We start from the raw sequence: 25951 nt of genomic DNA, 5'->3' as shown, positions 1-25951 counted from the left end.
GGTCGAGAGTCAAACCGCTTGGAGCAATCTTCACATCGGGCAAGCACCGAATCCTCCTGGTGGACAGTGACGATGACAATGCCATACACCACCGACAAAATTGGCCGCGCTCTCGAAATGAGAAGATCGCCGGATTCGACAGTCCTGTCTAGCATCCGATGAAGGGCCTTCCACAGACCTCGCACAAGATGAGACCAGCCTCGTAGGCACTGCGCGAGACCCGGATCCTGCGACCGCATTTGCACGCTGCGCTTAGCCCGTTATTGCTAGACTTGCGTCCGCTGCGCCGGTTTGGCTCGCGCCGGCGGTAGGCAACCAGAGCGAAGGCCAACTCCTCCAGTTCTTCTCGATAGAGCTGACGGGTGCCATCCGGAACAGTGCTGATTGACCATCCGATTTTGTCGTTATGTTCCAAGGTGAGACCGAGTTCCGTTCCGAGTGAGCGAAATCGCTCGTTGTGCCAGCGGCCTTGACGGCTAGTGTCCTTGATCCCACGCGTCACCGCGACGCCATGGGCAGCTTCGTGTAGCAGAGTGCCGAACACATCGACCGCGCCGCACAGTAACCCCTCCCCTCCCACGAACAGCTCGTGGAGTTCGTATTCGCCGCGCACCCACCGGTTCGGCGCGAAGTGCCCGAGAGTGAGGTCGTTGCCCATCGATCCGGAGCCAACGGTCAGCACCACATCGGGAACATCCGGGTGATGGGATCGGATTGCGGCCCAGGTGGTTTCCAGAGCGGAGACGAGTAGTCCGGTAATGGTGTCGGAGTCGGTCATGATCTCCGGTCCCTCTCGAGATCTCTTGACACGTACGTATCAACCGGCGGCCCAGCGGTTTTGACACGTACGTGTCAACGGAATGGAATCCGGCAGCTCGGGGAGGGTCGGGGCGCGCGCCGCGCTGCCAGGGGCAGGCCGCCCGTGGCCTGCCCGCATCACCTGCCCGCCGCGCCGTAGAGGCTCCCGGACAAGGACGAATTTCCGCTCACCCCACCGCAGCCGTCAGACCGGTCCGCCGCAAGGAAATTCGTCCTTGTCTCGCGGAGGGGCGGCGCGGCTATCCTGCGGCGCGCGTCCCGACCATCACGGCCATTTCCGCACTGTCGGGGCACACCACCCACGGCGGCACGACCGCCAGGCAATGCACATGCTCGGCCCAGGGCACCCGCCAATTCGCACCAGACGTCACCACCCGCCTGACCGGACCACTCGCCCCGCCGTCACATTCGCGCCTTCGTTACCCAGGCAACCCAGCACACAACCGCAACGCTTATCTCCCAACGCAACCCACTCCTCCAACCACCCACCCAAATCTCATTTCCTACTTCCTGTCTCCCGCCTGCCCGCCCACTTCTCTTCATTGCTTCTTGCTCAGAGGACACCAAATACACACTGATGGGTGTATTTGGTGTCCTCTGAGCAAGAAGCGCCTTTACGCAGGTCACGGGGCGGGCAGGCGGGAGACACGCCTGCCCGACACCGACCTCCAGGGTCACCGCTGCTACTCGCGCTTTACGTTCAGGGTCGCCGAATAACAGGCGTTCGACCAGTGAGGGTCAGCGTTCGTACTCGTTCGTTACTGGGTTCATGCGCCAACGGCTCTGGCGTCGCGATCGGCGTGTCGCACAGTCCGGCGACGCGGCAGACTCCGGTGCGAACAGGCCGTTCGAGCGCCCGTAACGACCGGTAGCGGGGCGGGGCGCTCGGGATGATGCGGGGCCGCCCCTCCAACGATTCAAGGGGACACGCAGCGACCGAATTTCGTTGCCGTCACGCAATCATGGTGCGGTCGGGTGCAGAAATTCGGTCGGCGCGGCCCCTTGAATCTGGAGCCTCTGCGGCCCCTTGGCGGGCAGGTACCGGGCAGGCGCAGGGCCTGCCCGCTGTAACCGCGCGCCCCACCCCGCACCTTCGGATGCCGCTGACACTCCTGTGCGGGTGGTGTCCCCGGTGCCGGCGAACCTGATAGAAAAAGGGGCGGAGCCCGTGCCTGGTTGTGACAGGCACGGACTCCGCTTTCTCGGTATTCAGTTGATGTTCAGTTGTGCCCGGCAGCTCAGCGGAACAGGGTCAGCTGATGCTGGTGGGCTTTCCGGTCACAGTCGACCTGGTAGATCTTGGCCAGTCGTTTCACCTTCGCCTGCGACATGTCGTAGTCGACGGCGATCACGGACCAGTTGTCTCCGCGGTCGTACCGTTCCTGGAACTCCTTTCCCAACCGCAATTCGGTGCGGCGGCTCATTGGCTTCTTCGCTTTCGCCATGATCAACACCCACTTCAACAACAGTCGTTGTCGTAGGCGTCGAGGCGTTGGCACTCACCGTCCCCGATCTCGCAGCCTGCCTCTTCGCAGTCGCTACACAGGGTCAGTGCCCGCACGGTTCCGACGACGATGTCGAAACAGTCCTGGCAGCCGCAGAACCGGTAGGTCGAATCGCGGGTCATGACGCACGCTCCGGCGGTTGGTTACCGTCGTCGCGGCGCAGTCCGGCGATGCCCCACGTCTCGTAGTTGCCGCACCCCGGGCAGTGAGCGATCTTGAACCGTGTGCGGTCCCATTGTGCCGGTGGAAGATCGACCATCCCGGTGCCGCACAGGCAGCTCGGCGCGGTCGACTCCGGCGATACCGGTTCGGGATCGTAGGGTTCGAAGTGCCCACATTGGTAGCAGTGCATGAGCTGGGTGATCGGCCAGTCCTTGGACGGAGCCGGCACCAGACTCATGCGCTCGTCGCAGCATTCGAGATCGGCCTTCATGCCAGCACCAGCACCACTCGGTCCCCGAGCCATTCCAGGGGAAAGACTCCACCGTCGGTCAGCCAGCGGTCCAGTCCCTCAACGACTTCGGTGAGGGCATACAGGACCCGAGCGGCTTCATTGCCGTCGAGATGCGGGCGGCGCCGATCAGCGTCGTAGACGAGATCGCGGATGCGTTCCAGGGCCTTGTCCGGGTCCATTACCGCCTCCTTGCCGCGGCCTGTGGCGGGCACAGGTCGTGCTGCTGCTGGAGTGCGCCCAGGTCCCATTGCAGGCACTGCACCTGATCGAGCAGTTCCCTGTTCTGGTCCTGGAGTTCGTCACGCTCGCGGATCAGCTCGCTGATCTCGATCGCGACGGCCTTGTCCCGCTGGGTATTCCGGCGGCCGGTGTTGGGGTTCGTGCTCATCACCAGCACTCCTTCGGCTCGGAGCCCGGGCCGTCGTCGTTGACGGGTTCGGGGGCCGCGACGTCGTTGTCGTTGCCGAATACGTGGGTGGTAATCGCCGAGCACAGCAGACCCGCAAGCGAATCCGCCTCGTCAACGCGCATGCATACCCGTACGCCCTTGGAGAGGCCGATCAGCCATTGGATTTCGATGTCGCCCCGGCAGTCGTCCGCGGGCAGGTTCGTGACCTTGGCCAGCGGCATGTTGTGCCAGTACAACACCGAGGATCCGTAGCCGCCTTTGAGGAAGTCGCCTTCCCCGTTGGGGATGTGGGCTTCGCTACTGATGAACGCCATTACTGGACCGTCCCGTCATTGGAGGTGACGGCGTCCTGGACTGCGGCGCCGATCATGTCTTGCAGGTTGACCGCGTCCCACAATGGCAACGCGACTTCAGGACCTCCCGCCGAGCCCAGCGCGCGGACACCGACCACGATCATGTCGAGGTTCGGGTCGTAGTACGCCGAGAACAGCAGGTGCTTGGCCACGAACGGCGTCACCTCGCCATCGAAGTGAACATGGCTGCGTCGGAATGGATTACGCATCGGCCGCATCCTTCGAGCTGGGGCCGTTGAACGTTCCGACGTGCCCGAGGAGCGGTGCCACCTTCGGCGTCACCACTTCGTTGAGCAACGCCAGACCCGGATCGATGCGCACCGGTTCCGGCTGTACGGGAACAGCTTTCGCCGCCACCGCGTCCGTGATCCCGGCATCGACCAGGTCCCGCAACAGCTGGGCCTGTTCCAGGGTGAGCTGCATGCTCATCCTGGCCCATCCCTGCTTGCCGCGAACCTCGACGCACACCCGATCGATGTGCCCGAAGTAGCGGACCTCGAAGGATCCGAACACCCGGATGTTGGTGCACACGTCGTCGTCCTGGCCGCTGACGTGGTCGCCGTATTCGTTGCGCATCAGAACTCACCTGCCTGCGGCCACTGGGTCTGGCCGAAGTCCGGCGGCAGCCAGTCCGGTATCGAACCAATGCCGTTGGTGAATTCCGCGAGTCGCTCCAGCGCCGTGATCAGCGCTTCGGCCAAAGCGGCGGCCTCCTCGACACTGAGGTGGGTCTGCACCCCGGTGTCCGAGTCGGGCTGCCACATGATGGCGATGGACGGCTCACCCTTGCCGATTTCCAGCATCATTTGGGTAAGCAGTTCATGCCAATGGACGGTGATCTTTTCGCTGCCGCCGTTGGGGTTCTCGGCCCGGCTGATGACACATGCCATGATCAGGCCACCTCCTCCGGCTCGGGCGTGAAGCCTGCGTACGGGTCGTCGCCGACTCCGCCCGCGGCCCGGCCGGTGTTTCCGCTCTGCCCGCCGTTCTTGCGGGTGGACTGGCGGACCGGTTTGGCGACAGCGTATTTCAGCGAAACCCCCACTTCGTCGGCAACGATTTCCATGACGGTGCGCTTGTTGCCTTCCCGGTCGTCGTAGGTGCGCTGCTGCAACTTGCCGACCACCACCACGCGCGCGCCCTTGGTGAGGGAGTTGGCGAGGTGTTCGGCGGCTTCGCGCCACTGGGTGCAGCGCATGAACAACGCCGGACCGTCTTTCCACTGCTTCGTCTTGGCGTCGAATACCCGCGGTGTCGAAGCGACGGTGAAATTGACCACCGCGTCCCCCGTGTCGCCGAAGTAGCGGATCTTGGGGTCGTCGGTGAGGTTGCCGATAATGGTGAGAGTTGTCTCTCCGGACATGTCAGTTACTCCTGAACTTCGTTGAAATAGAATGGGTTTCCCGAAAATCGAGTTCTCGGTGAGGTTGTCCAAGCCTCGTAAGGCGTGATCCGGATGGATCACTGACTGTCAGCTGTCGTAGCGGTTACCTCCATTTCTGTGTTGTTGTTAAAACCCTTGGGATGCAGCCGATTAGGCTTCGGCTTCCATCTGCGCGGCGGATCCTGGATCGGGCGGCTCGGCTTGCAGGTCGGCCTCGGCCGCCGCGTCCTGCTCGGCCTGCTGGTCGGCATGAACGGCGTGCCCGTTGGTCGATGCGTGCGCTGTCGCCGAGAGTTGGGCTTGGAGCTTGTTGACCTGATCGGTGAGGGTGGCGTTGTCGGTGGTCAGGGTCTGGACTTGCTGTTGCAGAACGGCATTGGCGCGTTCCAGCTGGATCACCGTGCGCAGGCCGCCAGTGGGGACCGGCTGTTCGGTCGCGGCCTGGCGGGCGATGCGCTGCTCGTCGTGGGCGATGGCTTCGGCTTCCGATTCCGCTGCCCGCCCACGGGCCACCGCCTTTTCGCGGTGGGTCATCGGCCCGAACACACCGTGCGGCATCCGCATCCGCGGATCAGCCTCGACCGCGTCCAGCGCTTGGACTACTTGCCCGCGCTGTTCGGGGGTCAGATTGACCGTGTGGACGGTGTTCTCGATGCCCGCCCGCATCCCGTCCAAGTAGGCGGTGGCCTTCATTCGCTCTTCGTCGGTGAGCGTGCCTGCCTCGTGCCGGGCGGCGAGATCAGCGCGCTCACGCCGGTAGTCGGCGACCCGGGCCTCGTACCAGGCCACGGTGGCGGCTTGCTGGTGTTCTTCGAGGCGAATGCGTTCTTCCAGTTGCCGCTGAAACTCCTTGTACTCCGTGCGTGAGAGCTTCAGGCTGCGCGGGAACTTCTGTTGGTACTCGTGTGACAGGCGCAGGATCAGTTGGAGCAGCTGGTAGAAGCTGCGGTTGGTTTCGTCAACGGTGTTGTCGGACATGGGGTTCGGGTTCCTTCCGAAGATTCAGACAGTGACGGTTACTGGGCGACGGGCCAGACGGTGTGCCCGCCAGCGCGCCCGCAGTGGTCGGGTCCGGGCGAAGACGAATCGGGACACGGTTTGTGCAGTACCGATGCCGAATTCGCGGGTGGTGTGCCATGTTGTGGTCCAGTCCGGGCGGCCCAAGCTGATCCAGATCGCGTAGCCGATCCAACCCGTCAGCCATATCCGCAGCGGCGTCGTGGCCGCGGCCGGTGCCCCCGACGACGCGGTCAGCCAAAGTGCCGGCACTATGACCGCGATCGCGATTCCGGCGGCGCGGGCGCGGGCGAGTTTGTGACGTGCGCGAGTTTTCCAGGGTGGGCGCTGGGCGGTGGTCGGGTCGATGCCGGAGGACTCCATGAGCGCTTGCAGCTCACCGTCCCAATCGATCCCGTGATTGCCGGTCATGCGTGTACTCCGTTCGTGCTGGGGTGGGTCGTGCCGAGAGTCGAGAGCCAGTCCGTGACCGGCTCCTTGGAGGTGATGGCGGCGGGATCGGTGTCCACGGTCATGTCGCCGGTGACGCCGCCGTCCGGTTCGGTGTCCGCGCCGGTGGACAGGTAGCGCTGGACGGTGCGCTTGCTGACACCGAGCTCGGTCGCGATCTGTCGATGTGTCCACCCCTGGGCATGCAATTCCTGTGCCCGCTCGCGGCGCATGTCCGCCCCGGTGTCCGCCTCTTCAACGGTGCTGTCCTTCGGCACGTTGGCCGTGTCCACCTGGACGACATCCGCATCGGAGTCGTGTCCGGACGCGGTGTCCACGGTGTTCGCGTGCGGAAGGGTGACCGGTGCTAGATGTTCGACCTGGGTCGCCAGTGACACTTCGTGCGCCAAGCGGTGATTCGGTGACGGGCGGCGTTCCTCGGCCCGCTCCGGCAGTTGCCGAACTCGACCCGCAGCCGCCTGCTCACCATGCGGGGTCATCGACAGCAACGCGAACCCGCACACCACCATGAGCCCGTCCAAGGTGAGCGGCCCGAATTCGGCGGCAGGATGCCCATATCCCCAGGCCAACAGGACTTCCCGGACGTGGCCGTAGGAGATGATCGCCGACCCCACTGCGACCGCGCCGGCACCGCCGAAGCGCGCAATCCGCCACGCGGGCCCGCGCCGCCAGGACACCCGGGCCAGGACTTCGATGCTCAGCAGCAACCCGATCGGCCAGATCGCGGCCCCGAGTCGCGCCGCCAGTCCGAGCAGCAGTCCTTCGGGCATGTGGACAGTGGGTAGATAGGTGTGCAGGACGTTGGCCGCGATCGAGGTCAGTGACCCGAATACGAAACCTGCCTGCGCGACTGCGCGCCCGCGGATCTGCTCGGTGGCGGTCATCGTGTCCACCCCCTGTCCGCTCCGCTGACTACGTCCTGGTGGGTCGTGTCCGGCTTGATGTCCGGGGTGGACACCCGAACGGGCGCAGGGTGTCCGGGGTGGTCATTACGCTGGTGGTGTTCGCTCTGACTGGCGACGTAGGCCGCCATCGGGCGCAGATAGTCGGTCATGCGACCCCACCGCTTTCCCCGTCGAAACCGAGATCAGCACGCCGCGCCCGCCCGGAATCCAGGTCCCGTATCCGCCGCAGCGGAACGCGGGGCACGGTGTTGGTCACCCACTGTTCCGGGTGCGGGTCTACCGGTAGCGACGCGATCTCGTCCAGCTCGACCGGAACCACATGACCCCATTGGGCTTTCAATGCATGGACCCACACCACGTCCCCGATTCCGAACTCCGCCAAACGGTTCGGATCGATGAAGAACGTTTCCCGGTTGCCCAGGGTGCCTTCGTCGCCGACCTTGCCCTTGGTGGCGCGGCGGGTGTTCTCGGTGACCGGGCGCGACCCGAACACTTCCGAGACCTTGCCTCCGCCTTCCTGCTTCATCAGCAGCGCACCGGACGGGCAGGCTTCCAAAAGACGGCGTCGTTCGTCGGGGGTTTGACCTAGTCCGTACTGGTTCTGGGCGGCGAAGATCGCGATCACGCCCATGCCCAAAAGCCGTTCGGCGATGTTGATTTGGGAGATGCCGCCGGTCTTGTCCGCGACCGCCGAGACCTCGTCCTCGATCAGGATGATCTGCCGGTTGTGATCGCCTGCGGCGAACTGCTCCACCAGGGTGTTCAAGGCCGCGACTTGGGCGCGGGCGTATTCCCCGGGGACGGTGCCGGGCACAGTCGCACAAATGACGTCGAAGGAATCGAGGGGTCGGCCGCCGTCGAATCCCTCACCGATCGCGGCGAAGATGTTGCGGAATTTGCCCGAGACGTCGCCGATGGCGGGCGGCTTGTTCTTCTCCAGCGCATCGATCTCGTTCTCGATCGCCTCGTGGCCTGCCCACAACTTTTGAAGAGCGTTGGGGGTGAGCCGGTCCAGAAACTCCTGCTTCGACCGCGGCGGCCCGCACGGGGCATCCACCGCGAGCTTGGTTACCCGGATGCGGTTCTGCTTGAAATGCTCCGATCCCGACTCCGCAGCCTGGACCGGGTTGATCATGGTCTCCAACGTGGCGCACATGTCCTCGGCATCCATCGACCACAGATCGAGTCGATTGGTGATGGGCCACAACGCGATCCGGCTCGGATGCACCCCGAGACGGGCGGCGATCTTCACCACCTGGCGGCCGGTTTGTAAGCCCTGCTTACCGCCCTTGCAGTCCACGAAGATCAACAGCGGACGCTTCTCCCCCGTGCGCACATACCGGTGCCAGAACGCCGTATAGAGGGCGGTGGCGAACCGCACGAGCAGGGTCGTCTTTCCCGCCTTCTGCGACATGCCCAGCACCACCATGTGTCCCAGGCCCTCGATCGGGATCTCGAATTTTGACCCGGACCCGTTAATCAGCTGGGTGATCGTGGTCGGCTGAGTGGCGTCGGTGCGCTCGGACAGAGTGCCCAACACCGCAATCGACTTCCACCAGCCAGTCACCAACGGCGCGCCATAGCGGGCGGCACGACGGGCGGCAGCGGCTTTGCCGTGCTGCTGACGGCGCTGCAACCGGCGCGTCTTCCAGGGCGACTCCAACCCTTCGGTACCCAACCGGGCAAGGAATCGCGCCCGATACAGTGCAGCCGCGCCCCAGGCGAAAGGCAGGCATCCTGCGGTCATCGCGACCAAGGCTCCCGAACCCGGACCGGATCGAATCAGTACGGCACTGCCCTGCCACCACAACACCAGCGGCGCGAGCCAGGAATCCGCGGTCCACATTGCCCCCAGTGGCAACACCAGCGTCCCGAGTGCGAAGTTGCGGACCTGCCGGGCATCCCAACGCCGGTGCACAGCAAGCAGATTCATGCCCACGATCAGCAACAGCACGAACACGATGCCGGCCACCGCAGTACCCGTCGCCGAGAAAGCGCTGGCAACGCTGATCTCGGGCAGATGCCAGTTCGGGGCGTGCCAGCCGTTCGGGAGGGTTTGGTTGTCGAACAGCTCCGACGTCGGCGTCGGCGCAGTGGTGGGTTCGATCGTGGTCACCGGAGGCATCGGGGTCACCGGTATCGAGGTGGCGGGCATGGTGGCGATCACAGGGCCGCAGTCAGCGGGAGTGATCAACGGGACACAGTCGCTCATGGCCGGTTCACCTCCTTGCGCGCCAAAGTCGCGTCCAAGTCATGGATTTCGAGGTTCGGCAGTGACTCGACGCCGCGCTTGTGCGCCAGCCGCTGTGCCGTGGCTTCGACCGCGCGCCGCAGTGCTTCGCCGCGCACGAAATACAGAACCCCTGCCAAGCCCTCCCGCTCGGCCACCTCGACCGCGCCGCTCATGGCTGCGAGTAGGCGGCCCGCGCCGCGTTTGCGGGAGAGTTCAACCTCGATCGCCCAAACCTGATCCGGATCGGCGAAATCCCGGAACCAGGCGTCATGCACGTGGCCGCCGCCCGCGCCGCCGTTCTTGAGCTGGTGGTAGAGCAGGCGCTCGCTGGTCCACGCCTCCGGATCGGTATCCATGCCCGTCAACGCCAACCGCAACCGGGTGACTGCGGTCATGTGCGCGGCCGTCGATGACCGCGGCTGCCACGGACCAGGGTCGAAATCGATATAGCTCCAGACGATTTCCCGGAGCACGTAGATCCAGAGCGGACCACTGGTGTCGGACTCCGGGCTATCGAAACGCGACCGACGCCATGGTCCCGGCGACCCGTAGTCCAACCGGGTCACCTCGATCTGCCCCGCCTGCTTCAAGCGCCACGCCGTCTCCCGCGCTCCCCGCAGGCTCCGCCCCAACGCCTCGGCCATCACCGACAACGCCATGCCACGTTCCTGCGCCGCGAACTCCAGAAACCGGGTCTCGTGCGGCTGAAGTCGAATCTCCTTCGCGCTCACGGGGTCACCGCCTCACGCGGGCATTCCTTCGGCCACGCCGCCACCTGGGCAGTCCCGGGCGCGGGGCACACCACCACAGTCGAAGGCAGCTTCGCGCGGGTACCGAACAGCAGTACGCCCAGATACATTCCCGCTGCGAACACGAACGCGGCGAGTACCAGCGCCCCGATGGCAGGGGCAGACATCGGCACGGCTACGTGGTCATTGCGGCCGGTGAGCAAGTACTCGTTCATCGCCGACCACCCCACCACCGACGGATGTAGGACGACTTCAAGTGCCAGAGCACAACCCACGCAATCCCGATCAACAGCACGATCGGGAAGGTGATGGCAGCCAAGCCCGGGATGGATGCACCGACAACGAGAAGCCCGAAGCCGATCAGCAGTGCGCGCATCATGCCGCATCACCGCCGTTGTGCTTGCGACGGCAGTTGCGCCGCCGACGCACCTGCGCGGACTTCCGGCTGAGCCCCAGGTAGAACGCTTTGCGCGCATGACCTGCGCGAAACGCCCTTTCTGCGGGGGTGAGCAGACCATCCGGGTCCACAGCGCGTTCGAATTTATCTAGCAAGGCACGACGCGCTTTCGCCGTCCTGGCGGAGCGATCCTCCGTCCTTGCCCACGATGCGTGCGCCGCAATCCTGGCTTGCAGCACACGATCACCTCTGTTCTGCACCACTTCGAATGCCTCCGATCAGTTCCTTGAGCGACTTTTCAGCGAGCGCTGTACTCGCCTGTGTCACAAGGGAACTCGATCCGGCATGGACGGCATCAGACCTGAACGGGACTTGTTCGGACGTCTCCAGGGCCATAAACTCGTCCCAGGAAGTCCTCATGGAGGTAAGGGCAGTGTCGAATGACCGCCTTCAAGATGCCTTGCTGCGCAGCGGTTTTGATCCAAGTAGCGCAGCCGATTCCCTAGGCGTCGATGCGAAAACTGTTGAGCGATGGATCAATACCGGCCGGATTCCATACCCGAAGCACCGTCGCGCACTCGCGGCGCTAGTTCATGAGTCCGAGACGTACCTCTGGCCGGACGCGATTGCACCGGAGCGGCGAACCGAAGTCGCTCAGGCGGAAGTCGTCAAGGTCTATCCGCACCGGAGTTTGATTCCCGCAGACCTGTGGACTCGTCTCCTACAGGAGTGCTCCGAGCGGATGGACGTCTTGGTTCTGGCTGGCCTTTTCCTGGCCGAAGAACCGGCGTTCACGAAAACAGTCAAGGTCAAGACTCAGCAGGGACTCTCCGCCAGGATGCTGTTCGGAGATCCGTTGGCCGACGAGGCGGCGAAGCGCAGCGGAGAGGAACGGCTCGCCACTGGCACCGTGCCAGCGCGGATCAGGAACGCGCTGGCATTGGTCGAAACGCTCAGCGACATCGACGGAGTCGACATCCGATTCCACGGCACGACCCTCTACAACTCGATCTTCAGATTCGATGATGAAATGATCGTGAACATGCACGTCTTCGGTCAGCCGGGGGCATACGCACCAGCGATGCATCTACGCAGACTGCCCGCGGGCGACTTGTTCGAGACGTACATGACCAGCTTGGAACATGTTTGGTCAATTTCCGAAGCCGCCGACTTCTCCAGGATCAGGGTATGACGCGCACCGACCACTACCAGGACCCGAACGCGCCGAAGGCGAACAGCCTCAAGGTGGCGGTCAGCGCGGTGGTCCGGAACGAGCACGGGCAGATTCTCATGATCCATCGTACTGACAACGACATGTACTCGATCCCTGGCGGCGGCATGGAGTTCGGCGAGACGCCGGCACAGGCGGTCATCCGGGAGGTGAAGGAAGAGACCGGCATCGACGTCACAGTCACGCACCTGGTTGGGATCTTCTCGAACCCCGATCACGTGATCGCCTACGACGATGGCGAAGTCCGTCAGGAGTTCTCGATCTGCTTCACGGCAGATCCGGTCGGCGGAGACTTGCAGACCAGTTCTGAATCCAAAGCGGTCGAATGGACGGATCCCGAAGAACTCGTGAACCTCCGAATCCATCCATCGATTTGGCTCCGTATCGAGCGCAGTCTCGAAGAACAGTCCGAGCCGTACTACACCTGAGCCTGATCGAAGATCATTTGCTCGGTCCGCTCGGCCGCAGCAAGGAGCTCACTCCTCGACTCCAAGACCGACCGCGCGACCACATGATCGGGCCCATACCGCTGGAGCACCTCCTCGATCCGGCTGGACACGTCCGTGATCCCTCCGGTCGGAGTGGTCGTCATGTCCGCCCACCACAGTGCGTCCCGCAACGCGGTTCGCTCGTCAGCCCAATCGATCATCAGATTTCGGTTCCGTGCCTCGACGCACGCGCACGAATGGTGAGCAACCAACCCGCATATCCGCTCGTAGGCTCCGATCGCGGCGAGGAAGCGCGCACCGTCGAGCGGATGGAATCCAGTATGTGCCAGATGCTCCGCGTAGCCCACATCATGAAGCCATGCCGAAGCTACGAGCAGATCTGGATCATCGACTAACGCGCTCACCCGCTCGGCCTGCCGGGCGACACCCTGTGTGTGCTTCCAACGGCGCGGGAGACCTACAAGCTGCACCCGCGCGATGTCGGCGGCCCAGATACGTAAGTCGGCAGTCACGCTCACACCCCACACAGTAGGCCAGCTGCCACCTGCTCCACCGTTGCAACGAACTTGTGAAGACGTGAACCTCAGACCACATAACGACAACGTGCCTCAACAGCTTGCACTCAGACACACACGCGCACAACCTTTCCGGGCGGAAAATCGCCCCCACGGACTCGGCCACCTGCTGGGAACCATCGGACGCCACACGGGTGCCGTGGCGAATCGCCGTGCGAATCTGTCAGTGCCACAATATATTTTGACGATATGCAGCCGCCTTCAGAGCATCAGCTTCGTCGCCACCTCGTCCAGAACCTCCACTTGATCGAGCCCGGCCTACGCCCGGCGCAGCTGGAAGAGTTCCGGCTCTCAAACGCCAACGGGACGCGCGGCAGCATTGACATACTTGCTCGCGATCGACACAACATGTGGGTTGTGATCGAGTTGAAACGGTCCAAGACAACATCCCGCCAAGCACTTCATGAGGTCACTAAATATACAGAACTCCTGTGCAGGGAGAACCATCTAGCACCTGACCGGATTAGGACGATTATCGTTTCTACTGATTGGTCTGAACTACTGGTCCCCGTAAGCAATATGGCCCGGGATTGGAATCACGATCTACGGGGCTATCAACTTGTCGTCGACCAAACTGGTACGCCGATATCCGCAAACCGCGTGAGGTTACTGGCCGAGGCTTTTGAATCCAGGATCACTCCAATTCATATCATGTACTTCTTCAAGTCCGAAAATGACCGAGCAGATGCTTGGTCCAGGCTCGCAAAAGAGGCCAGGAATATCGGCGCCGAAGATTTACTTGGTGTTGAATTCGATCGCATCGCAGCCCCCGATAACATACCCAACCATTTTGGACTATATCTTGCCATCGGCCGAATCAACACGAGCATTGCATCCCCGATAATCTTGCGCGGATACGACGGACCTGAACCCTTCGCAGCAGAATATCCAGTCGAATATCTAACATTGTGCCATCTATGCAATTATATTGCAGATTTGTATCACAGATACAACAACATAACCGAAAGTGCTTACCCTGGACTATTGGGAAACATTTCTTCCGACAAGAACTGGAAACTTCAGCGATACCTTGGGTCTGGAGCCTTCAGCAATACAGACGCCTACGAAGAAGACGACCTATACCAATTCCTAACCGGCGAGGACCGAGGCGATAATCAAGTCCAGTTCCGAGGAGCAGCTAGCCCTGCACTAAAGACAAGATGGAAGAGCTTCCTTGCAGAGGTAGAGGGCAGCCTCGTTGGCAATACAGATTGGACTCTCCTTGTCAACGAGTGGCTCAAGGAAGCAGAGATAGATACGGATGAAGGTACAGTTGCAATCCAGGTATATAACCCATGCGACCTGCTCGGCGGACTGGTCTACGGCTGGCCAAACAAAATGGACAACTTCCTACCGAGCATCATTGGCTTCGCCGAGATAGGTTCGGACAAGGTGCGATACATAAGAGGCACACTGATCTGGAACGGCTGGGGACGAGACATCCTCGATGCATTTCAACTCACATATCGCGACACAATCGAGTGGCATATTCACAATATCTCCGGAGTGGGATGGGTCAAGGATGAGATCCTACTTCGCCATCTCGGGCTCAAATATGTCCTACTTGAGACGATCGGACAGAATCCATTCGAATTCTCACCCGCCAACGAACAACGTATCTGGCTGATCGAGGACGGTGTCCCACAAAGCTATTCCTCGTCTAGGGAACCAACGGCGTACCGCCAAATCATGGAGTACATAACCCCTCGTGGGAAATTGTTTACAGCTAACATGTTTCTCAATCGGTACTCAACATCCGTCGACTTAGTAGCCTCACAGTATCGGTACCCAATTAGCGGGATGTGACGCAAGTCCCATACCTGGTTGAGAGATCGAACAGTCGAAGAATTCTCTCCACAGCACAGCATTGGGTAACTTCCAAGCGGGACGATAATGGCCGGTCGCCTTTACTCTGACCTGCCAACCGTTCGGACATAACCCATCTGGGTCGCCGTGTCCGACAACCCGCGCCAACTCACCCTCCACGCACAACACCGCTCTGCCCAGGAACGTGATCACCACCCCGAGATGAGGTACCTCCCGTTTCGCCGCCTCCCGAGAACGGGGGCGGCGCGCCGGTGTCGGCCAAGCTCTCGACGACCTGCTCCCGTCTCTGCGCGCGGGGCGTTGCGGACAGCTCAGTCAAATATATCGGAGGGTGTCACGCTCATCAGCTACCTCGGTGACCACGTACCCGCACAGCGCACAGCCATTCCTAGTGCGCGACTATCTGGACTAGTTCGACCTGATGATCGGCCCCGGAGCTACGGCTCCGGGGCCGATTCTCGTTTGACGACCAATCCCGGTACGGCGCAACAGTTTTGGAATGCGGATCATTCGGACACGCTTCCCGTACAGGTTTTATGTAGGAAAGGCCCGTTGTTTCGGGTATCGGTAACGTCTTGCGAGGGCTTACGACTCTTCTGGTGTCGGCTGTTCGAAGGTCGAATGGATCTTGTAGCAGCGTCGCACCGAGGGGGAAGAGCTCATGCAATTCTTGGCCACCATGATCGTGTTTGTTTGGATCGGCATGGTTATTGTCGGTGCGATCGGGCTGGTTCGCGGGCGGGTGCGCTGGGCGCGGATCGGTAGCAGGAAGGCCGCGGGGTGGGTGTTGGGCGCATCTATGCTGGTTTTCATTCTGATCGGAGTGGTTGCGCCGAAACAGGATTCGGCGCCTGCCGCGCAAGGTCAGGGTGCTGGGCTCGGTACTGCCGCTGCCACATCGGCACCGGCGTTCACGACGACGGTCATGACGACGACAGTGGCCGCTCCGGTTCCCCTCGTTTCCGTGCCGGCAGCCGTCATGTCGACGACCGATGCGCCCGCGCCTCCTCCCCCGGCGGCCGCGCCGGTCCAGCCGCCGATATCCACCAGCGTGGCGGTGGCGGCACCGCTTCCTGTCGAGGTTCCGGCAGTCGCGCCCGCTCCGTCGGAATCGGCGCCGCGGACGGGAGTGACTCCCGGCGCGTTCTGTAGTTCGGCCGGTGCGACCGGTTACACCAAGACGGGCAAGCTCATGGTGTGTGAGACCAGCGCGACCGATTCGCGGCTGCGGTGGCGGCAAGCATGACCGCACTTGCCGGAGCATGCGGATCGGTCATTCCGGCCGAAGCGGGGAGTCGGCGGCGGTAATCTGATCATGAAATATTCCTGGGATGCGGTCAGCCCGCAGTATTCGTGCATATCGTGGGGCCGCCGCTGGTGCGGGTGTTGTTCGCCGCCCCCGGGGATGGGTCGAAGTCTTTCGTCGAGATTCTCCGTTCGTGATGTGGATGGCCCGTGCCTGAGGAGTCATCGGCATGTGTATTTCGGGTGGGAGCCAGCACGGCTCGAACGGAAATCAGGGAGTGAATCGGCGGTCGTTGTTGGCCGGGATCGGTGGGGTGGCCGCGGTGCTGGGGGTGGCTGCCTGTGGTTCGTCGAGTACGGAGTCGCGCACCACATCCGGTAGTTCGACGGGGGCGGCGTTGCCGGGGTCGACGAAGTTGGGGCTCGTGCTGCTGGGGACGCGGGCGGGGCCCTATGTGCAGGGTGATCGGACCGGGATCTCGAGTGCGCTGGTGGTCGACGGGCGGGTGTATCTGGTGGATTGCGGCCAGTCTTCGGTGTGGCAGTACCACCGGGCGGGGTTGAAGTTCGCTGTTTTGAAGAACATCTTCGTCACGCACCTGCACTCCGATCATGTCGCGGATTACAACAACTTCTTCATGCTGGGCGGCTCCACCGATACCAGCACCACCGACGGTGTGTCGCCGCCGATCCAGGTGTACGGGCCGGGCTCGGCGGGCGGGCTGCCGGTGGCGTTCGGCACTGCGAATCCGGCTGTGGCCCAACCCGATAACCCGGCGCCGGGGCTGGCCGAGCTCACGCGGCGGTGCAACGAGGCGTTCGCGTACAGCGACAATGTGCTGATGCGCGACACCGGATTACAGGACACCGGTGCTATCGCGGAGGTTCATGAGATCGCGCTGCCGGCGATCGGGGCGAGCTACACCAACACCGCTCCGGCGACCGCCCCGTTTCCGGTGATGAGCGACGACCGGGTGCGGGTGACCGCCACCCTGGTGCCGCACGGTCCGGTGTTCCCGTCCTTCGCGTTCCGGTTCGAGACCGAATACGGCGCCGTCACCTTCTCCGGTGACACCACGAACTCCGACAATCTCGTCGAACTCGCCCGCGGTTCACAGATTCTCGTGCACGAGGCGATCAATACCGAGGGCGGCAATCTGTCGGCGGCGGCGCAGTCGCATATGACGGAATCACATACGGCGGTGCAGCAGGTTGGCACCATCGCGGAGCGAGCCGACGTCGCTACCCTCGTGCTGTCCCATATCGCCGACTTCGGCCCCACCGCGACCGTCGACGCGGACCGGTGGACGCAGTGGGCCCAGCAGGGTTACGGGGGCCGGGTGATCGTCGGCAGCGATCTCCAGACGATCAGTATCCGGTAGGAGTGCGGGCTCACGGGGCGGGAGCATGCGGCGTAGCAGCCCGTCGTGCAGGGCGAGAGTGTGCCAGAGCACCGCGCACATGTGGGCGGTGAACAGTGCGAGCAGGAGGTATGCCAGCCAGGTATGGGTGAGATGTAGTGCGGCGTAGAGCCGTGCGCTCTCGGGCGCCAGCGCGGGCAGTCGCAGGCCGCCCGCGAGCCGGACCGGCATGCCTGACGCCGACACCAATGCCCACCCGATAAGTGGCTGGATGAGGAACAGTAGGTACAGCGTCAGTTCCGAGGCGGCCGCGGCCAGGCGTTCCGCACGCGGGAGGGCTGCGGCCGGGGCGGGAGCATGTCGCAGCAGCCGATTGGCCACGCGTATTACGGCTAGAGCCAGGATCGCCAGGCCAACGGTGCGGTGGATACTCAGCAGCACACCGTAATTGCCGATTGTGCCGATCATGGCGGCACCCAGGAACAGCATGGCGACGATCAGCACGGCCATCAGCCAGTGCAGGAACTGGGCCAGAAGGTCGTAGGTGGGTTGGCCGTTCGGCTCGGGTGAAGCTTCCTGGGGTTCAGGGTGATCCGTGTGGTCGGGTTCGGTGTGTGGGGCGGTGACAGTGGATTGTTCGAGCGGATCGGTCATGCCAAGTCCTCCGCTCGCAATGGCTGGCGGGGGGCTGTTTCACCGGCGCGGCGACGGAATGATTCGGCGTAGGCGGCTGAACGGGCTTGCAGGAGTGGGTCATCGGAGACGGCCAGGCCGTTCGGGAGGACCAGGGGGTCGAAGTTCACATCTCGAACATTGGCGGCGGTTTCGGTGGAGACAGCGGTTATCACAATGGTGCCCAGTTCGATGCGGCGGCGGTCCGCAGGCCAGGCTACGGTCGGGTCATCGGTGGGGTCCGTGCCTCGGATACCCACCACGGCAACGAGTTTCCAGCGCACCGGTGCGCGGCGGATGTCGCGGACCAGGCTCGTGAAGAGTTGATCGTCTCCGGATGCGGTGGTGGCGTCGGCGATTTCGGGGTCCAGTTGCCACCGCACCGGTGTCTTGCGTCCATGCGCGTCGACGCATTCGAACGCGTTGAGGCTGTGGAAGGTCGAGGTGGCGAAGCTCGCGGTGGGCGGATGCTGTTCGATAATCGCCAGGGCCGCAGCGGTTTTCGGGTGCGTCGCCACGTACTCCCGCACCCGCGCTGGATCCGGCTTTCCGGTCGACGGGTCCGGAGCGTACGCGGCAGTGCGATCGTGGAAATCCTGGGCCGAGGCATCGGTGAAGACGGGGATATCGAGCAGCGCCAACCGCCACTCCTCCTGCGCCGGCAAAGCGATACGCAGGCCGAGTCCACGGCGCGCGGCGGCGGTGTCGGGCGCGAAGGGCTTGCCTCCGGCGAGCGAGAATCGGCCGGTGAGCGGATAGGTTCCCGGCCGGAACACCGAGGCGGCCGACAGTTCGACGCCGCCACCGGTGCTGTCGAATCGTCCAGCCACCGCGATGCCCTTGGCATGGTTGCGGCGATAGCCTGGCACGAACCCGTTAGCCTCCTGCAAGCCGTCGACAATGCGCCGGGCAGTCAACCGGACCGGGCCGATCTCGTTCGCGGCGAACAGGAATCCCCCGATGCTGACCACTCCCGCACCTCCGACCAGAGCCGCGCTCAGCAGTGTGCGCCGGTTCGGTCTTAGCGGGACGTTCTCCCCACCCATTCATGTCTCCTCGTGTCGATTTCGAAACGAGGTCCACGATTGCGCGCGGCGGCGGTGCAGGACGAACCGACACGGCGGGCGAGGCGATCAGTTCACAGTTCGGTAAGAAGTCGCCCGCGCAGTTCAGCAAGCCGTATCGACCTATTGTTCCAGGCTGCGGTCGGGTTCGTTTTTCGCGCGCTTCGAGCGGAGGCGGCGGGTGGCGCGGAATGCCACCCAGCCCAGGGCTGCCAGCACGATCAGGATTGCTATGAAGGCGAGGACCGGTACCGCTAGGGCGAGGATGGTGAGGGCTAGCGAGGTTCCGTCTTCGGCGGTGGAGACGACCGGGTTGCCTATGCCCGCGGTGGTGCCGGTGACGAAGGGGCGGGCTACGGTGCGGCCGGCGTGGATGCTGCCCGCGGTTATGGCGCCGAGGATGGCGGCTACCGCGGGTGGAAGGTGGGAGGAGATGCTGGTTTCGGCGGTGAAGAGGATGGCGCCGGAGGCGGGGGCGATGAGGGTGCCGATGCCGTGCAGGACGGAGTCCAGGGCGGGGATCTTGTCGCCGATCAGGTCGAGGATGAAGACGATGCCGATGGCGATCAGGGCGGGGGTGGAGGAGAGCCAGTGGTAGGAGTCGCCGAGGTCGATCCAGCCGAATCGGTCGGCGATGCCTACCGCGAGCAGGGGAAGCCAGGCGTTGAGGCCCGCGGCGCCGGATAGGCCGAAGGCGCCGAGGATGGCGCCTACTGCGGATGTGATCTCCATGGGTCCAGTGTGAGGGCAGGACTCGGTGTGGTGGCGGTGCGCGGGCGGGTTTCGGCACGGATGTCACGTCGATGGGCGGGGGTGGGGCGGACGGCTGACCCAGTGCGGATGCCGGTCTCTCCACTCGGGTTTGGGTTCGTGCTTCACTCCGCCGTCGGAGCCGGGTGGGCCGAGGGGGGTGTTGTGGGGTTGATCGATGTTGCGGGGGTCGGCGCTCGGGCTGGGGCGGTCGACGGTGTGGGTGTGCACGATGGCCGCCGCCTGGCCGGTGATCGGCAGGCCGACCGTGGGGCGCTGGTTGTAGAAGTAGTCGTGGAAGTCGGCGGGGATGGTGTGCGTGAGGATGTCGAGCGTTTTGTCCCAGCCGCCGTCGGGGCCGTCCCACAGGTCGAGCAGGGCGGCGCTGACACGGCCTTCGACCGAATCGCCGGTGTCCCAGTTGGGGGTGGCGGGATCGGTTGGGAGGCTTTCGGATTGGCCGTTGGCCCAGACGAAGCGATGGTCGCCGAGGGCGTGATCGGCTACCGCGGTGGCGAAGCCTTCGGTGAAGGCGCAGGACGGGGACGAGGCGAGGTTGACGTAGTGCGGACTGCAATGGGTGGCATGGGCCCACCGCTCGCCCTGCCACAGCCATTGATAGTTGTGCCCGGCCTCGTGCAGTGTGATGTGGCGGGTGTCGGCGTCGGCGTCGGTGAGGTAGACGAGTCCGGCGGTGGAGAAGTAGGAGACGCCGGATCGGTCGCCGGTCAAGGGCCAGACGAACGAGATCGGGGTGCACGCATCGCGAGGGGGCCGGGAGGTCCAGCAGGACCCGGCGCCGGCCGGGCGTTTCCACCACAGCAGGTTCATGGTGTCGAGGATCTTCCACGCGCCGGCCATGGATTCCGGGACCGCGACCGCGCCCAGGTCGTGCGTGCCCGCCGCCACCGGGATGGTGAAGGTGTAGGGCTGTTCGACGCCCTGATCGCTGGTGAGCACCTGCCACAGTGTCGAACTCTCGGCCTCGAAGACCAGGTACAGGGTCCGCCCGGAGTCACCGTCGGCGCACGCGTCGAACGTGCCGTCGTTATCGGTGAGTCCGGCCGAGAGCGGCCGGTCCCCGAATCCGGGGTGATCGTGATCGAACAACGCCCAGTTCGCGTTTCGCGCGGGCGAGGTCACCATCGGTAGGCTCGGGCCGGCTTCGGCATCGGGCCGGGTGTAGGTCAATGACCCGGTCAGGCAGGTGGATGCGTCCTGCGCGCGGGCAGTTCCGTCCCAGCCCGGCAGCGCGGTCACCGCGATCACGAGGAGAGCTCCCCATCCCGCCGTGCCGAGTCGAGTCATAGCGATATGGAATCGGATATTTCAGACACCGCTCCGGAGCGACACATCACGAATCGGACCGGTTATCCCGGCCACTGGTGAACACGGGTCTGCGGAACCACCGCGGGCACCTCGGGTGCGGGGTTCGCCTGCTGCTGGACGGTGATCCGAGGCTGCGCCTGCTCGACCGGCGGCGCGGCGGTGATCGCGGTTTCGGTCTCCGGGGACGGCGGTATTTCGATCGGTGGTGGCGCCGTGGTCACTTCGGAGGTCCGGCTCACGGTGCTAGGCGTAAGTTGTTGCGACACAACCACGGACGAGGACGTGGGCGGCGTCGTCGGCACGGGCGATCCCGAGTTGTCACGCACCGCGAACGCCGCGACCACGGCCACACTCACACCCGCGAGCAGCAGCGCCGACACCGTCACCATCCGTCGCCGGCTCCTCGGCCCACCGGCGACACGCCCCGGCTCGATGATGCCGCCCGCCGGCAACCGCCGGACCTGCCCAGGCACGTCGTCCGGCTTCGCCGGCCGAACCTCCTCCAGCGCACCATTCGGTTCCGCCCGCACGATGCCCGCCGGCGCACTACTCGGTTCCGCCCGCACGACGCCCGCCGGCGCACCACCCGGCTGAACCTGCCCGGCGCTCGCTGCCGTGGCGGGCGGCACCTGCTCGGCAGGCTCGAGCGCCTCATCCGGATTCGGTAGCTCACCCCGCCCGGCCTCCACGCTTCGCTCGACAGCTTCCGGTAGCCGTACCGGAGGGTGAATATCGGTCGGGCGCTCCGACTCCGGGATTGTGCCTCCCGAAACTGTCACCGGCCGTGGGCGTTCCGCGGCCGACGGCATGGACTCCGTATCCTCCGGATCGACCTCACGAGGCAATGCCGCGGCCGCCGCTTCCGCCAGGGCGGCGCAGCTGGGGTACCGGTCCTGCGGCGACTTGGCCAGGGCGGTCGCGATCACGGCATCCAGCGCGATGGGCAGATCCGGCCGCACCGCACTCGGAAGGGGTGGCGGCGCGGTCAGATGTGCGCCGATGACGGCTGCTTGGTCTTTGCGCGGGAAGGGCGGCCGACCGGTCAGCATTTGGTAGAGAGTGCAGCCCAGGGAGTAGATGTCGGCGCGATGGTCGGCGGGGTCGTCGCTGAAGCGTTCGGGCGCCGCGTAGGCGAAGGTGGCGGCGATGCCGGAGAGGGTGACGGTGTCGTCGAGGGTGCGGGCGATGCCGAAGTCGGTGAGGACCGCGCGTTCGCCGGCGCGGCCGGCGGTGTCGATGAGCAGGTTCGCGGGTTTGACGTCGCGGTGCAGGACGCCGCGGGCGTGCGCGTAGTCGAGGGCGTGGGCGGCGTCGGCGACCAGGCGGATGGCGCGGGCGGGGTCCAGGCCGGCGGGTTGCTCGGTCAGCAGGGCCGCCGCGTCACCGCCGTCGATGTAGCGCATGGCCAGCCACAGGGCGTCGTCGTCGGCGCTGCTGCGGTCGTAGACGGGAACGATATTGGGGTGGTCGAGGCCGGCGGCGAGCGTGGCTTCGCGTTCGAAGGCGGTGCGGGTCTTGAGGTCCGCGCCGAAGTTGCCGGTGAGCACCTTCAGCGCGACCTGCCGGGGCAGGCGGGGATGCGCGGCCAGGTAGACGGCGCCCATCCCGCCCACACCGAGTAGTCGCTCGATGGCGAATCCGGCGAACACCGTCCCCGGCTGCAAACTCACGATCATCCTCCCCGGCACGCAGCCGGCCGCACCCGGAATCGCGCGGCGGCCCCGGAAAATGTAGCGCAGACCGCCTTCTCGAAAGACCTTCCGGCGAAGAAGGTTACGGGCAGCACGCGAGCAAACATCCCACGAACCTCCGCGGTCGGCGGCGGACCCCGGCCCCGCTGATTACAAACCGTTCTGTTCGAACGATGCCGTACCGAGCGCCCGCCGATATTCCGCCTCCGCATGGCGTGAAAACCCTTCGCGGACTTGATGACCGGGGCATACTCGACTAGTTGGACATCCTATTAACCCAGCCGGAAGTATTTTGCCGGAAAGATCCCCTTTCAATTTCCCATCCGGTCAACCGCCCGGTAGTGTGCGCTCGTCGCTTCCGCGTATTGCGTATCGCGGCATGCGATTTGCGAAACCCCTGTTCTGGCAATGGAGTTCGAGTGCTGGAAATTCACCACTTCAGCTATGGATGGGTCACCCCCATCGTGGCCTACATCATGTCGGTGACCGGATCCCTGCTCGGTCTGCGTTGCACCGCTCGCGCCCGCTCGGGTGACGGCCGCAAGGGCTGGCTCATCGCGGCTGCCGTCGCGATCGGCGGCACCGGCATCTGGGTCATGCACTTCATCGCCATGCTGGGCTTCTCGATCCACGGCGCGTCGATCCGCTACAACGTGCCGATCACCCTGCTCAGCGCCGCCATCTCGATGGTGGTGGTGTGGCTGGGCCTGTCCATCGTGGCGCGCGGGCACTGGGGCGGCTGGTCGCTGCCGGTGGGCGGCGCGGTCACCGGACTCGGCGTGGGCGCCATGCACTACTCGGGCATGTACGCCATGAAATCCGACGCGGTCATCAATTACGACCCCTGGCTGGTGACCCTGTCGATGGTCATCGCGGTGGTGGCCTCGACGGTGGCGCTGTGGTTCACCCTGCACATCAACGGGATCCTCGCCACCATCGGCGCGGCGCTGATCATGGGCGTGGCGGTATGCGGCATGCATTACACCGGTATGGCCTCGATGAGCGCCCACCACTCCAGCCACAGCGGCGTCGTCCCCGCCGGCGCGGGCGCGATGGAACTGCTGGCGCCCCTGATGATCTCGGTCAGCATGGTGACCATGGTGCTGCTCATCCACGTCGGCCTGACCGAGGTGGACGAGGCCAGCATGGTCGTCGAATCGACCCGCCCCGAGCCCGCGCAGCGCGAAGCCTGGGCCTTCGCCCCGGATCAGGCTGCGCCGCAGCCGAATCGGAGCGCACCCGGCGTGGTGGTCCCCGGCGGCTACGGCGGTCCGGCCCAGCGCAATCTGGGCGCGGCTGAGAACCTGCCCGGTTACGGCCACCCGCAGTACGGCCCGGCGGCCGCCGAGCGAGGTCCGCTCCCGCGCAGGTCGCCCGGTGATTTCGAGCAGCGCCGCGGCAACCGTTCGGCATCCTGAGAGAAGACTCGGATCCCTGAGAAGCCGGGCTCGGTGTTCGACATTCCGGCATATCGGCAGTTAACTGGCTGGCGTGCACCACCAGCTGGAGCTGATCTTCCTGGTCCTGTTCGCGACCATCCTGGCTCAGCCGCTCGGTAAGCGGCTGGGCCAGGCGCCTGCCGTGCTCATGACGGCATTCGGTGTGGTCCTGGCGTTGATCCCCTCGGTCCCCGAGATCCGCATCGATCCCGAGCTGATCCTGCCGCTGGTGCTGCCGCCGCTGTTGTACGCGGCCGCCCGCCGCACCTCGTGGCGGCAGTTCGCGGAGAACTGGGGCGCGATCAGCATGCGCGCGGTGGTGCTGGTGGTGGTGACCGCGGCGGCGGTGGCCGTGGTCTTCCACGCCTGGTATCCCGCGATCCCGCTGGCCGCGGCCGTCGCCCTGGGCGCGGTGGTGGCGCCGCCGGATCCGGTCGCGGTCTCGGCGCTGGCGGGCAAGCTCGGGCTGCCGCGCCGCCTGGTCGCGGTGCTCGAGGGCGAGGGCCTGTTCAACGATGTGACCGCGATCGTCGTCTATTCGGCGGCGGTGCAGGCGGTGGTCACCGGCTCCTTCTCCACCTGGCGCGCGATCGGCGATTTCGCCGTCTCCGCCGTGGTCGGCGTCGGTGTCGGACTGGTATTGGGCTGGGCCGGAAGCAAACTCATGCAGCGGCTGAGCGAAGCGCCCTGGCAGGTCGCGCTGGGCCTGCTGCTGCCCTTCGCCGCCTACGGGGTGTCGGAGGCGCGCGGCGGGTCGGCGGTGCTGTCGGTGCTGGTCTGCTCGCTCTATCTCACCGATGCCGCAACCGATTTCAGCGACAGCGACTATCGGCTGGTCGGTGATTCCTTCTGGGAGATCACCGAGATGCTGGTCACCGGTTTCGCATTCGGGCTGATCGGGCTGGAGCTCAGCACCGTGCTGCGCGAGGCGGGCCCCGATTGGCCGAGATTCCTGGGCGGGGCGGGTGCGGTGATCGGCGTGGTGGTGGGGTTGCGGCTGATCTGGCTGCTGTTCACCACGGCCCTGTTCCAAGGCTGGTGGCGGCATCGCGACGTCGATGAGCCCTACACCTGGCGGGAGACCCTGGTCACCTGGTGGGCGGGGATGCGCGGGGTGGCGAGCGTCGCGCTGGCACTGGCCATTCCGTTCACCACCGACACCGGCGCGCCGTTCCCCGGCCGCAACGAGATCCTCTTCACCGCCTTCGCGGTGGTGCTGTTCACGCTGCTGCTGCAAGGTCCCACGCTGCCGCTGGTGGTGCGCGCCACCGGCGTGCACGCCGACACCGGTCTCGAACGCGATATGGAACGCGCCCTGTGGAAGCGGGTGCTGGAGGCCGAACTGGCGCGGCTGAAGGAGATCTCGACCACCGAGCAGCTGCCCGAGGAGGTTTACGAACGCATGCGCGACGGCTTCGAACGCCGTCTCGCCCAAGCCGATCCGGAGGCGGCGGAGAAGAACGCCCGCCTCAACACCGATCGCACGCTCGCGCTCACCAAGCATATGCGCGCCATCACCAACGAGGTCCTGGATGCGGGCCGCACCGAAGCCCTGGCCGCCCGCCGCGAGCCCGGCATCCCACCCGATGTGGTGGATCGCGTCATGCGCCGCCTCGATCTGCGCCGGTGAACCGCTGCGGCGC

The 25951-nt window shown here is 64.7% G+C and carries 31 protein-coding genes and 1 pseudogene; 7 read left to right on the top strand and 25 right to left on the bottom strand.

Translation table 11 applies throughout. The features are described from left to right. Positions 1-148 precede the first annotated feature (148 nt). The 19 genes from NI1_RS36885 to NI1_RS37700 all read right to left on the bottom strand — a co-directional run bounded on the left by NI1_RS36885 (position 149) and on the right by NI1_RS37700 (position 10657). Positions 149-778, bottom strand: coding sequence for a hypothetical protein (locus NI1_RS36885; protein WP_084522465.1), 630 nt, complete (start codon positions 776-778; stop codon positions 149-151). A gap of 280 nt (positions 779-1058) precedes the next feature. Continuing rightward, positions 1059-1193 (bottom strand): hypothetical protein, encoded by a 135-nt coding sequence (locus NI1_RS39765; RefSeq protein WP_281179477.1) that lies wholly within the window; start codon positions 1191-1193, stop codon positions 1059-1061. Positions 1194-2057: 864 nt separating this feature from the next. Further along, positions 2058-2264, bottom strand: a complete 207-nt coding sequence (locus tag NI1_RS01985; protein WP_157534899.1) for a hypothetical protein — start codon at positions 2262-2264, stop codon at positions 2058-2060. 14 nt (positions 2265-2278) lie between these two features. Then, positions 2279-2446: a hypothetical protein gene (locus tag NI1_RS37705; RefSeq protein ID WP_157534898.1), complete on the bottom strand. Its 168-nt coding sequence runs from the start codon at positions 2444-2446 to the stop codon at positions 2279-2281. Further along, the gene (locus NI1_RS01980) at positions 2443-2757 is read right to left on the bottom strand and encodes a hypothetical protein (RefSeq protein ID WP_067813459.1); all 315 of its coding nucleotides are present in this window, start codon (positions 2755-2757) and stop codon (positions 2443-2445) included. The genes NI1_RS37705 and NI1_RS01980 overlap by 4 nt, the downstream gene beginning before the upstream one ends. Beyond that, positions 2754-2957 (bottom strand): hypothetical protein, encoded by a 204-nt coding sequence (locus NI1_RS01975; RefSeq protein WP_067813457.1) that lies wholly within the window; start codon positions 2955-2957, stop codon positions 2754-2756. Before NI1_RS01975 ends, NI1_RS01980 begins: the two co-directional genes overlap by 4 nt. Then, the gene (locus NI1_RS01970; RefSeq protein ID WP_157534897.1) at positions 2957-3166 is read right to left on the bottom strand and encodes a hypothetical protein; all 210 of its coding nucleotides are present in this window, start codon (positions 3164-3166) and stop codon (positions 2957-2959) included. The genes NI1_RS01975 and NI1_RS01970 overlap by 1 nt, the downstream gene beginning before the upstream one ends. Beyond that, on the bottom strand, positions 3166-3501 hold the full coding sequence (locus tag NI1_RS01965; protein WP_067813453.1) for a hypothetical protein: 336 nt from the start codon (positions 3499-3501) through the stop codon (positions 3166-3168). Before NI1_RS01965 ends, NI1_RS01970 begins: the two co-directional genes overlap by 1 nt. Further along, positions 3501-3749, bottom strand: a complete 249-nt coding sequence (locus NI1_RS01960; protein WP_157534896.1) for a hypothetical protein — start codon at positions 3747-3749, stop codon at positions 3501-3503. The genes NI1_RS01965 and NI1_RS01960 overlap by 1 nt, the downstream gene beginning before the upstream one ends. Beyond that, the gene (locus NI1_RS01955) at positions 3742-4116 is read right to left on the bottom strand and encodes a hypothetical protein (protein ID WP_067813448.1); all 375 of its coding nucleotides are present in this window, start codon (positions 4114-4116) and stop codon (positions 3742-3744) included. Before NI1_RS01955 ends, NI1_RS01960 begins: the two co-directional genes overlap by 8 nt. Beyond that, positions 4116-4430, bottom strand: coding sequence for a hypothetical protein (locus NI1_RS01950; protein ID WP_067813446.1), 315 nt, complete (start codon positions 4428-4430; stop codon positions 4116-4118). The genes NI1_RS01955 and NI1_RS01950 overlap by 1 nt, the downstream gene beginning before the upstream one ends. Before the next feature lie 2 nt (positions 4431-4432). Continuing rightward, entirely contained in the window at positions 4433-4903 is a 471-nt protein-coding gene (gene ssb, locus NI1_RS01945) for a single-stranded DNA-binding protein (protein WP_067813444.1), read from the bottom strand. Between the two features lie 171 nt (positions 4904-5074). Further along, positions 5075-5902 carry a hypothetical protein gene (locus NI1_RS01940; RefSeq protein ID WP_067813442.1) on the bottom strand — a complete coding sequence of 276 codons (828 nt, stop codon included), beginning with the start codon at positions 5900-5902 and terminating at the stop codon, positions 5075-5077. Positions 5903-5926: 24 nt separating this feature from the next. Beyond that, positions 5927-6352 (bottom strand): hypothetical protein, encoded by a 426-nt coding sequence (locus tag NI1_RS01935; protein WP_067813440.1) that lies wholly within the window; start codon positions 6350-6352, stop codon positions 5927-5929. Then, positions 6349-7275 carry a helix-turn-helix transcriptional regulator gene (locus NI1_RS01930; RefSeq protein ID WP_067813438.1) on the bottom strand — a complete coding sequence of 309 codons (927 nt, stop codon included), beginning with the start codon at positions 7273-7275 and terminating at the stop codon, positions 6349-6351. The genes NI1_RS01935 and NI1_RS01930 overlap by 4 nt, the downstream gene beginning before the upstream one ends. Positions 7276-7441: 166 nt before the next feature. Further along, a complete protein-coding gene (locus NI1_RS01925; protein WP_157534895.1) occupies positions 7442-9412 on the bottom strand; it encodes a hypothetical protein in 1971 nt (656 codons plus the stop codon). Positions 9413-9504: 92 nt separating this feature from the next. After that, a complete protein-coding gene (locus NI1_RS01920; protein WP_067813434.1) occupies positions 9505-10260 on the bottom strand; it encodes a hypothetical protein in 756 nt (251 codons plus the stop codon). Next, positions 10257-10493 (bottom strand): hypothetical protein, encoded by a 237-nt coding sequence (locus tag NI1_RS01915; protein WP_067813432.1) that lies wholly within the window; start codon positions 10491-10493, stop codon positions 10257-10259. The genes NI1_RS01920 and NI1_RS01915 overlap by 4 nt, the downstream gene beginning before the upstream one ends. After that, positions 10490-10657 carry a hypothetical protein gene (locus NI1_RS37700; RefSeq protein ID WP_157534894.1) on the bottom strand — a complete coding sequence of 56 codons (168 nt, stop codon included), beginning with the start codon at positions 10655-10657 and terminating at the stop codon, positions 10490-10492. The genes NI1_RS01915 and NI1_RS37700 overlap by 4 nt, the downstream gene beginning before the upstream one ends. Positions 10658-11108: 451 nt before the next feature. On the opposite strand from NI1_RS37700, the gene NI1_RS01910 reads away from it, so the two are divergent. Together NI1_RS01910 and NI1_RS01905 are read left to right on the top strand one after the other, a co-directional pair. Continuing rightward, positions 11109-11867 (top strand): MerR family transcriptional regulator, encoded by a 759-nt coding sequence (locus tag NI1_RS01910; RefSeq protein ID WP_067815088.1) that lies wholly within the window; start codon positions 11109-11111, stop codon positions 11865-11867. Further along, positions 11864-12334 (top strand): NUDIX hydrolase, encoded by a 471-nt coding sequence (locus NI1_RS01905; protein WP_067813430.1) that lies wholly within the window; start codon positions 11864-11866, stop codon positions 12332-12334. The genes NI1_RS01910 and NI1_RS01905 overlap by 4 nt, the downstream gene beginning before the upstream one ends. Here the strand turns inward: NI1_RS01905 and NI1_RS01900 are convergent. Then, positions 12325-12873 carry an HD domain-containing protein gene (locus NI1_RS01900; protein WP_245663024.1) on the bottom strand — a complete coding sequence of 183 codons (549 nt, stop codon included), beginning with the start codon at positions 12871-12873 and terminating at the stop codon, positions 12325-12327. The genes NI1_RS01905 and NI1_RS01900 overlap by 10 nt on opposite strands. Before the next feature lie 246 nt (positions 12874-13119). Between NI1_RS01900 and NI1_RS36875 the strand changes: the two genes are divergently transcribed. The 3 genes from NI1_RS36875 (at position 13120) to NI1_RS01890 (ending at position 17384) form a co-directional block, all read left to right on the top strand. Then, the gene (locus tag NI1_RS36875) at positions 13120-14736 is read left to right on the top strand and encodes an endonuclease NucS domain-containing protein (protein ID WP_084522464.1); all 1617 of its coding nucleotides are present in this window, start codon (positions 13120-13122) and stop codon (positions 14734-14736) included. Positions 14737-15418: 682 nt separating this feature from the next. Next, positions 15419-16003: a hypothetical protein gene (locus tag NI1_RS01895; protein WP_067813429.1), complete on the top strand. Its 585-nt coding sequence runs from the start codon at positions 15419-15421 to the stop codon at positions 16001-16003. A 277-nt stretch (positions 16004-16280) separates the two neighbouring features. Next, positions 16281-17384: an MBL fold metallo-hydrolase gene (locus tag NI1_RS01890; RefSeq protein ID WP_245663023.1), complete on the top strand. Its 1104-nt coding sequence runs from the start codon at positions 16281-16283 to the stop codon at positions 17382-17384. A gap of 18 nt (positions 17385-17402) precedes the next feature. On the opposite strand, the pseudogene NI1_RS36870 reads toward NI1_RS01890, so the two are convergent. The 5 genes and pseudogenes from NI1_RS36870 to NI1_RS01870 form a co-directional block, all read right to left on the bottom strand. Continuing rightward, a pseudogene (locus NI1_RS36870) lies at positions 17403-17897 on the bottom strand (cytochrome b); the annotation flags it as partial. A 116-nt stretch (positions 17898-18013) separates the two neighbouring features. Next, positions 18014-19006, bottom strand: coding sequence for a catalase family peroxidase (locus tag NI1_RS01885; RefSeq protein ID WP_245663022.1), 993 nt, complete (start codon positions 19004-19006; stop codon positions 18014-18016). Positions 19007-19222: 216 nt separating this feature from the next. Further along, positions 19223-19831, bottom strand: coding sequence for a DUF4126 domain-containing protein (locus NI1_RS01880; protein WP_067813423.1), 609 nt, complete (start codon positions 19829-19831; stop codon positions 19223-19225). Between the two features lie 63 nt (positions 19832-19894). Further along, positions 19895-21118 carry a metalloprotease gene (locus NI1_RS01875; protein ID WP_157534893.1) on the bottom strand — a complete coding sequence of 408 codons (1224 nt, stop codon included), beginning with the start codon at positions 21116-21118 and terminating at the stop codon, positions 19895-19897. A gap of 101 nt (positions 21119-21219) precedes the next feature. Beyond that, complete coding sequence (locus NI1_RS01870; protein ID WP_169815523.1) at positions 21220-22848, bottom strand: serine/threonine-protein kinase; 1629 nt, start codon at positions 22846-22848, stop codon at positions 21220-21222. A gap of 440 nt (positions 22849-23288) precedes the next feature. Between NI1_RS01870 and NI1_RS01865 the strand changes: the two genes are divergently transcribed. Next, positions 23289-24287: an MHYT domain-containing protein gene (locus NI1_RS01865; protein WP_067813418.1), complete on the top strand. Its 999-nt coding sequence runs from the start codon at positions 23289-23291 to the stop codon at positions 24285-24287. A 73-nt stretch (positions 24288-24360) separates the two neighbouring features. Beyond that, positions 24361-25938, top strand: a complete 1578-nt coding sequence (locus NI1_RS01860) for a Na+/H+ antiporter (protein ID WP_067813416.1) — start codon at positions 24361-24363, stop codon at positions 25936-25938. Positions 25939-25951: the final 13 nt, after the last annotated feature.

Source organism: Nocardia inohanensis NBRC 100128 (assembly GCF_001612945.1).
In the GTDB taxonomy this organism is placed as follows: Bacteria; Actinomycetota; Actinomycetes; order Mycobacteriales; family Mycobacteriaceae; genus Nocardia; species Nocardia inohanensis.
Note: the sequence above shows the minus strand (reverse complement) of the source record. Positions and strands in the feature narration are given on the sequence as shown.